Source organism: Aquabacterium sp., assembly GCF_036279655.1.
Lineage (GTDB): Bacteria > Pseudomonadota > Gammaproteobacteria > Burkholderiales > Burkholderiaceae_C > Aquabacterium.
Map to the genome: position 1 here is coordinate 1 of NZ_DASUIT010000044.1, position 8,649 is coordinate 8,649.

Below are 8,649 nucleotides of genomic sequence, written 5' to 3' on the forward strand. Positions count from 1 at the left end.
CGCTGGTGCCCGACAGGCTCAGCACCCCATTGGTGACGCTGAGCGTGACCTGCATATTGCCGCTGGCGGCATCGGCATCGCTGATGGCGATCAGATTGCCATTGCTGCTGCTGAACACCAGGGTGCCGTCCTCATTGACCGATTGCGCCGCAGGCACGGTGTTGACGGGCGCATCGTTGATGCTTTCGACCGTGATGGTCACATCCCGGCTGATGCCGGTCTGTGCCAGGCCATTGGTGGCGCTGAAGCGCACCGTGCGGCTGCTGGTTGACGGCGCCCCGGTGTTGGTGTTCTGGTAGGTGATGTTGCGTGTCAGGGCACTGACCGCTGCATCGGTGGCGTTGGCGTTGAGCAGGACCACCAGGCTGGCGCCGGCGCTGCCGCCACTGAGGGTGCCGATGACGGTGCCCTCATAACTCACATTGACGCCCGACACCCCGATCTGGCCTGCGCCCGTGCCTTGGTGGCGCACCGACAAGACATCTTCGCCGTTCGTGCTGCCGGACACGAAGGACACCGTCAGATTGCCGCCGTTGTAGCCGCTGTCGGCCCCGGTGACCACACTGGCGGCCGTGCCCTGGTCGATGACCACGGCGCCCTGGCCTTCCTGATAGGCCAGGGTGTCTCCACCGAGGTTGCTGATGAAGGGGGCGCTGCGATACCAGACATAGCTGAAATTCTCGCGGTAGCTGAAGCCGGTGTCGGCATCCAGCGTGGTGACGCCCCCCCAGGCGCTGCCGCTCCACACGGCGGTGTTCAGGTCAGCCGCATTGTCCTGGGCCCCCAGCATGATGGTGTCGGAGTAGGGATCCGAGAACAGCTTGACGATGTAGGGCACATCGGTGCCGCCCATGCTCGGGCCCGACATTTCAGCCGACCAGCCCCCCGCGCTGGTCCAGGTCCGGTAGGCCACATTGGGCCCGGCGGCCTTGCCATAGGCGGCCAGCAGATCCCCTGACTGGCTCTCGAAGGCCACGTCCATGGTGGCATGGTGATCGGTCAGGTCCACCCCGGAGGTCGTGGCCGCCAGGGTGTGGCCCCAGGCGCTGCCGTCCCACACGGCCAGCCAGACCTCGTTGGCGGCGTTCTTGGCCGCCAAGGCGATGCGGTTGCTGGTCGGATCGGCGGCGATGCGGGTCGAATACAGCTCGGAGCTGGCCGTGATGCCCACCGGGGCCGCGACCGTGCCTTCGCCGCTCCAACTGCTGCCATTCCAGACGCGGTACTGCACGCTGGCCGAACTGGCGGCCGATGCGTCGTACAGCACCATGGCCCGCCCGCTGCGCTGCTCATAGGCCACGTTCAGCTCGAAGAACTGATTGCTGCTGTTGGCGCCCAGAACCTGGGCATTGCCCCAGCTGCTGCCATTCCAGACCATGGCATAGCTGCTGTTGCTGCCGTTGTTGGTTTGCACGGCCAGCACCATCTCGCTACTGGAGGGGCTGGACACCAACTGCATGTGCAGGGGCTCGCCACTGACCGGGGCCGTGATGGTGTTGATGGCCGACCAACTGCTGCCGTTCCATACGGCGTAGGACAGGCCGGTGGTGCCGGTGCCGCCATTGTCCCAGACCAGCATGGCGTTGCCGGTGGCGTTGTCGTAGGCCACCGCAAAGCTGTTCTGGCTCGATGCATCGGCCCCGGGGTCGGCGACCGGGATCGAGATGACCGAGGACCAGCTGCTGCCGTTCCAGATGCCCGCCAGGATCTTGCCCGCCACGTCGGCCGAGCCGATGAAGAGGATCTCGTTACGCGTGGGCGCCTCAGCGGCCAGGATCATCGAGATGTCATCGCCATAGCTCAGGCCATTGCTGCCGGTGCCGCCAAAGCCCGCGCTGCTCCAGTCCGCGTAGTACTGGAAGAAGCGGTCGTTGTTGTTCCAGATCAGGCGACCCCGGGGCGCATTCGCGGGAGCCACCGCCTGCACGGCCAGGGCAAACTCCGAGGCGCCAATGGGGCCGCCCTCGATGTTGGCCACCGCCGTGATCCAGTCGCCCACGCTGACCCCGGTCAGGGTGGTGCTGAAACTGGCATCGCCCGTGGTGGCATCGGTGGTGACCTGCACATAGCCCAGGTAGGTGCGCCCTTCACCATGGCCGCTGGCATCGGCCGAGGGGCTGGAGAACAGTTCGATGTAGACCGGCTGGGCTTGCGGGTACCACTCGATGGATCCCGTGATGGTGGTGCTGCTGCCATTGGTCACCACCGAGGTGATGACGGGGAAGTTGTTGCTGTAGTTGGGGCCGCCGTCGCCGTCGTTGTAGTCATTGAGCGTGACACCGTCGTTGCCCAGATCGATGCCCAGGCCGCCATTGCTGTGGATCGAGTTGCGGTAGAACAGGCTGCCGTTGCCGGACACCACGGCGATGCCCGCGCCGGTGTTGCCTGCGATCAGGTTGCCATCGCCCGCTGTCTTGCCACCCACGACGATGTCGGAGGCATTGATGTAGATGCCCGCGCCACCGTTGCCCAGCAGCGTGCTGCCATTGGCGCCGGTGCCGATGTAGTTGCCCTTGATGGTGTGCGCCCTGCTCGTTTCGACCTGGATGCCGTGGCCGCTGTTGCCCGAGATGATGTTGCGTGCCGCAGCCGTGTTGCCGCCCAGGGTGGAGGCATTGCTGGTGCGCAGCTCGACGCCGCTGCCCGTGTTGCCCAGCGCGGCCGTACCGGCGGCATTGAGACCAATGGTGTTGCCCTGCAGGATGATGCTGCCATTGCTGGCGTAGATGCCACCCAGGTTGTTGCCCGAGATCACGTTGCCGGCACCGGCTGTGGTGCCGCCGATGGTGGCGCTGCCGGTGTCGTCCAGGTAGATGCCGTAGCGGGTGTTGCCCAGGTCGACCGTGCCGGTGGCGTCCGTGCCGATGTAGTTGCCCTGCAGCGTGACGCTGCCGGTGGTGGTGACCCACACGCCCTCGCGCACGTGGCCGGAGATCACATTGCCGGCGCCACTGGCGGTGCCGCCGATGGTGATGTTGCTGGCCGAGGTCTCCACCATGATGCCGTAGTCGGGGTTGGTGGTGGAAAACACCGCCGAGCCGGCCGAGTTGGTGCCGATGTAGTTGCCACGGATGGTGCTGCCGTCGGCGTCCGTGGTCAGGTAGATGTTGTAGCTGCCATTGCCCGAGATGACATTGCGGTCGGCCGCCGTGGTGCCGCCGATCAGGGTGTTGGCGCCGCGCGTGTAGATGCCTGCCACGCTGTTGCCCTTGCCCACGCCGGCATTGCTGCCATCGGCGTTGAAGCTGCCGATGAAGTTGCCCACGATGGTCTGGTTGTCCGACCCCGACGGGATGTAGATGCCATAGCTGCTGAAGTCGCGGATCAGCAGGCCCCGGATGGTGCTGCCATCGGAGGTGTTGCTCAGCTCCAGGCCATAGGCCCCGCCGCCTGCGCCATCGAGCACGACCAGGGGGCGATTGGTGTAGCCCGTCTGGCTGGCCCCGTTGATGATCACCGCCTGGGTGATGGTGGGCAGGGCCGAGCTGGTGGCGATGGTGTATTCACCGTAGGTCCCCGCCGTGCCCGTGATGGCGAAGTTGATCGTGTCGGTGCCCGCCGTGGTGTTGGCCGCGATGATGGCCTCGCGCAGGGAGACCTGGCTGTCGCTGCCTTTGCTGGCATTGAGCTGCTCGGCCGTGAAGCTGCTGCCCAGGCCCGTGTCATTGGTGTCGGCCACGGTGGTGACCGTCAGCGTGCTGACCACGTCCGTCACCGTGACGGTGATGAGTTGGGTGTCGCTCAGGCTGCCATCGCTGGCCTGCACCGTCACGAGATAGCTGTTGTTGGCGTCGCTGTCGGTCGGGGCCTCATAGTCGGGGGCGCTGACGAAGGTCAGCACCCCGGTGCTGCTGTTGATGGAGAACTTCGTGCCGTCCCCTCCGGCCACGATCGAGTAGGTGCGGGCCGTGCCTTCGGGGTCCGTGGAGGTGACCGTGGTGACGGCCGTCAGCGTTTCGGCCACGCTGACACTGGCCGTGGCCCCACCACCGTTGCTGGTGATGACGGGCGCGTCGTTGGTGGCCGTGACCGTCAGCGTCGAGCTGGCCGACACCGTCTGAGCATAGGGGTCGGTGGCGACCACATTGATCGTGCGGTTCGTGGTGTTGGGGGTGTCCGAGGTGTTGTTGTAGGTGATGCTGCGCAGCACCGTCTGGTAGTTGGCCAGGGTGTCCGTGCCCGACAGGGTGAGGACACCGGTGGCACTGTCGTAGGACTTGGTGATGCTGCCGGTGGTGGTGGCGTCCAGCGATTCCGCCGTGCCATTGAGCAGGTTGCTGATCGTCACCGTCATGCTGCTGAGCGTGCTGCTGCTGCCCGCGGTGAAGGTGGCATCCGTGTCGGCGATCTTCACGGCGGCGCCGTTTTCCACGAAGGCCCCGTTGTAGCCGCTGCCCGTGGCGCCGGAGCTGTTGTTGGCATCCAGGTCCAGGGTGGGGGGGGCCGGGGCGGTGTAGTCGATCGTCAGCGTGGGGCGGTAGGTGGTGGTGGCGTGTTCCGACGAGGCAAAGGTGTTGCGCGACTGGTAGCCCCCTGCCGTGAAGTACCAGCCGTAGTTGTTGGTGCTGCCGTTGACCCAGCCCTGCACCGTGTTCTTCATGTTGGTGCTGCTGGCGAAGGTGTAGCTGCCAGCGCCGCCTTCGGTGATGGACGAATCGGTGGTGAGGCTGGCTTCGGTGCCGTCTGAGATGCCATCACCCATCGTGGTCCAGGTGCTGGTTTCCGACCAGTTCACCAGCATGCGATGCAGACCGAAGGACGCGCTGGTGAACATGTTCGCACTGGTGATTTGCATCGTCAGCGTCACGCTGTTGATGGTCGAACCCACCGGGATTTGCGAGACATCGAACTTCACCAGGAGCTGTGCCTGGCCGCCCGTACCGTCCTCACCCGCCAGCAGGGTGGTTGAGGTGCTCTTGTCGACGTTTTGCGGAATACCCGTCGAGGTGTAGAGGTAGGTGTCGCTGGTTCCGGCGTAGCTGTTGAGGCCGTCGCGCAAGGTCAGGGTCGGCAGGATGTGCACCCAGGATGCCGCCAGATCGCTGCTCAGCACGGTCCCCGTGTCGATCTGGCCGACCTGCCACTCCAGGATCCAGTTGCCGCCCAGGGACCGATGGCCGGTGGCGTCGACGCTGGCGGCCACGTCGGCCCCGGTCAGCAGCGACAGGTCGTTGAGGAACTGCACTCCGACCTCGCTGGCCGCCACATCGCAGCCATACAGCAGGATGTCGGCCTCGCTGCCCAGGGCGCCGCCCCAGCGGCTCAGCTCGGCGGCGCGCGCGGTCAAGGTCTGGGTGTCCAGCGCCTGGTTGCCCAGGGTCAGGCTGCCGTCACTGCCGTGGCTGATCAGGTGCACCGCGCTGATGTCCTCGCGGCCGGCCAGCACCTGGCTGATCTGATCGATGCCATCGCGGTCGGCCGACAGCCAATGGATCTCCAGCACCCGGCCTGGTGCGCTCGATTGCTGCTCGATCAGGCGCACCAGAGCCTGGGCATCGGGCACACGGGCGTCCACGAACACGAGTTCCACGCGGGAGGTGCTGGCGGATGCGCTGTCGGTGCTGTGCTCGTTCTGGGAGGAGGCCACTGGCGCGGGCGGCGGCATGAACTGCTGGATGGCCGTGTCGGTCGAGCTGCCCGTCAGCAGGGCAGGGTCCAGCAGGGCGGCGGCGTCGGCACTGAACAGCAGGCGGGGCTCCAGCTCTTCCAGCACGCCGCGAAAACGCGGACGCACCTCGGCATGGACCGAGGCAGGCCCCAGCGCGAGGCGGCGCTTCACGCGCACCCTCGTGCCCGTCCGGGGCAGTACATCCCCCGGCCGATCACTTGCCAGACCATACTCATCTCCTGTAACAACTCCTCAGGGAACACGCCTCATCTTCATGTTTTCGGTCGATCTTGCTGGATCTGAAGCACCCGTGCCGGGCGGAAAAACCGCCGCTATGTCACGCTTGTCGGGCTTTCCGTCGGGCTCGGGCCGGGCAGGGCGAAGTGCTACCATCGCCCACCAGTTCTCTCACACGCACATGGCCACCAAAAAGACCAAAGGCCTGGGGCTGGGCCTGGAGGCCCTCCTGGGCCCCAAGGTAGACGACACGGCTGCCCCCCGGGCGGCCGATGGCGCTCCCACGACCCTGCGCCTGGACCTGCTCCAGGCGGGCAAGTACCAGCCACGCACCCGCATGGACGAAGGCTCGCTCTACGAGCTGGCCGAGAGCATCCGCTCGCAGGGCATCATGCAGCCCATCCTGGTGCGGCCCATCGGCGCCGGGCGCTATGAAATCATCGCGGGCGAGCGCCGCTCCCGTGCGGCCCGCCTGGCAGGCCTCAGCGAGGTGCCGGTGCTGGTCAAGGAGGTGCCCGACGAGGCCGCCGCCGTGATGGCCCTGATCGAGAACATCCAGCGCGAGGACCTCAACCCCCTCGAAGAGGCCCAGGGTCTGCAGCGCCTGACGCAGGAGTTCGGCCTGACGCACGAGATGGCCGCCCAGGCCGTGGGCCGCTCGCGCAGTGCCGCCAGCAATCTGCTGCGCCTGCTCAACCTGGCCGAGCCCGTGCAGGGCATGCTGATGGCCGGCGACATCGACATGGGCCATGCCCGCGCCCTCTTGTCCCTGGACAAGGCCCAGCAGATCACCACGGCCCACGAGGTCGTGGCCCGCAAGCTCAATGTGCGCGAGGCCGAGAAACTCGTTGCCAAGGTGCAGGGCGCCGGCCGTCAGGCCCCCTTGTTGCGCGTCAAGCAGGATAAATCCCGCGATGTGCAACGCCTGGAGGAGGAACTCTCCGATCTGCTCACCGCCCAGGTCGAGATCCACGTCAAGCGCCGCACCAAGCGGGGCGAGCAGGGCGAGATCACCATCCAGTTCGGCAGCCTCGACGAGCTCAACGGCCTGATCGACAAGCTGCGCGGCGGACAGCCCGGCTGACCTGCCCTTGTCTGCCAGCCTGCAACGCACCTGGCCCCTGCCCGCCTTGCTGGTGTGGGCCCTGGCCTGGGGCCTGTGTGTGACCCTGCGCCAGAGCCAGGCACCGTTGTGGGCCTCCCTGGGCCTGCCGGCTGTGCTGGGGCTGGTGCTGGCCCAGTGGCCGGCCCTGGCCGCCACCCGCTGGCGCGCGGTGTTCGTGGCTGCCGGTTTCCCCCTGTCGGTGCTGCTGCAGGGCCTGGTGTCGGGCTCGATGGCGGCGGCGGGCTGGGTGTGGCTGCTGCCCCTGGCCTTGCTGCTGCTGGCCTACCCGGTGCGGGCCTGGCGCGATGCGCCCCTGTTCCCGACCCCGGCGGGCGCCCTGGCCGAGCTGGCCCGGCACGTGGCCCTGGCTCCCCAGGCGCAGGTGCTGGATGCCGGCTGTGGCCTGGGAGATGGCCTGCGCGAGCTGCGCGCCGCCTTTCCCCAGGCGCAACTGCATGGCATCGAATGGAGCTGGCCCTGGGCCCTGGCCTGCCGTGTGCGCTGCCCCTGGGCCACGGTGCGCCGGGGCGATCTGTGGGCGCAGGACTGGGCGCCTTTCGACCTGGTCTACCTGTTCCAGCGGCCCGAGTCCATGCCCCAGGCCGTGGACAAGGCCCGGCGCGAGCTGCGTCCGGGGGCCTGGCTGGTCAGCCTGGAGTTCGAGGCCCCCGGCCTGCACCCGGTGGCCAGCATCCCGCTGAGCCCGCAGCGGCGGGTATGGCTCTACCGGATGGGCCCTGCACGCGGCCGCTGAGCGGGCTACACTGCCCGTCTATGCCTGCTTTCACCCCCGATGACTTTCGTGCGACGCTGGGCCAGTTCGCGACCGGCGTGACCATCGTGACGGCCATCGATGCCCACGGCCACAAGATCGGCCTGACGGCCAACTCCTTCAACTCGGTGTCGCTCTCGCCGCCCCTGGTCTTGTGGAGCCTGTCCAAGCAGTCCTCGTCCATGCCCGGCCTGCTGGCGGCGCCCGCGTATGCCATCAATGTGCTGGCGGGCGATCAGCGCCTGCTGGCCGAGCGCTTCGCCCGCAAGGGCATCGACCGTTTCGACGGGGTGGCCTGGCGTCCCGGCCTGTCAGGGGCGCCGCTCATCGATGGCGCGGTGGCCAGCTTCGAATGCCACCCTCGCAGCACGCATGACGAGGGCGATCACCTGATCTTCGTGGGCGAGGTCACCCATTGCCAGCGCCGCGTGGGGGCCGTGCCCCTGCTGTTCCACGGCGGGCGTTTCTTCACCGATCTGCCGCTGTGACCGACGAGGCCGTGGGGGCGTGATCGAGCGGCCCCGCCGTCTCGAGGGGGGCGAAGGCATCCAGCAGCTTGAGCAGACGGGGCACCTCCAGCGGCTTGGTGAGGTAGTCCATGAAGCCGCGCTCGCGAGTCGCCCGCACCTGATCGGGCATCACGTCGGCTGACAGGGCCACCTTCAGCAGGCCCATGGTGTGCGGGTGATGCGAGAGCGCATCGGCCACATCCAGGCCGGTCATGTCGCCCAGGTGCATGTCCAGCAGCAGCAGATCGGGCGGCTGGGTCAAGGCCATCTCGATGGCATCGGCCCCGTTGGTGGCCACTTCCAGCTGCCATTGCGGGCGCATGCGCAGGACATGACGCACCAGTTCGACATTGACCGCGTTGTCCTCGGCGTAGAGCACGGTGAGCGGGCGGCACTCGACCCCCAGGCCAGAGAGCTC

At 67.3% G+C, this 8,649-nt stretch carries 5 protein-coding genes; 3 read left to right on the forward strand and 2 right to left on the reverse strand.

Annotated elements, in window-relative coordinates; genetic code table 11:
- Nucleotides 1–5,779 (reverse strand): DUF4347 domain-containing protein (locus tag VFW84_RS04630; protein WP_329679265.1); only part of this gene is annotated, 5,779 nt, incomplete at its 3' end.
- Nucleotides 5,780–6,026: 247 nt separating this feature from the next.
- Here VFW84_RS04630 and VFW84_RS04635 point away from each other — a divergent pair.
- Genes VFW84_RS04635 through VFW84_RS04645 form a run of 3 tightly spaced genes read left to right on the forward strand, consistent with a single transcriptional unit; the run spans nucleotide 6,027 to nucleotide 8,210 of the window.
- On the forward strand, nucleotides 6,027–6,929 hold the full coding sequence (locus tag VFW84_RS04635) for a ParB/RepB/Spo0J family partition protein (RefSeq protein WP_329679266.1): 903 nt from the start codon (nucleotides 6,027–6,029) through the stop codon (nucleotides 6,927–6,929).
- A gap of 7 nt (nucleotides 6,930–6,936) precedes the next feature.
- Nucleotides 6,937–7,704 (forward strand): class I SAM-dependent methyltransferase, encoded by a 768-nt coding sequence (locus tag VFW84_RS04640; RefSeq protein ID WP_329679267.1) that lies wholly within the window; start codon nucleotides 6,937–6,939, stop codon nucleotides 7,702–7,704.
- A gap of 20 nt (nucleotides 7,705–7,724) precedes the next feature.
- A complete protein-coding gene (locus VFW84_RS04645) occupies nucleotides 7,725–8,210 on the forward strand; it encodes a flavin reductase family protein (RefSeq protein ID WP_329679268.1) in 486 nt (161 codons plus the stop codon).
- Here VFW84_RS04645 and VFW84_RS04650 read toward each other — a convergent pair.
- On the reverse strand, nucleotides 8,191–8,649 hold a 459-nt coding region (locus VFW84_RS04650), incomplete at its 5' end, for a response regulator (protein WP_329679269.1). The genes VFW84_RS04645 and VFW84_RS04650 overlap by 20 nt on opposite strands.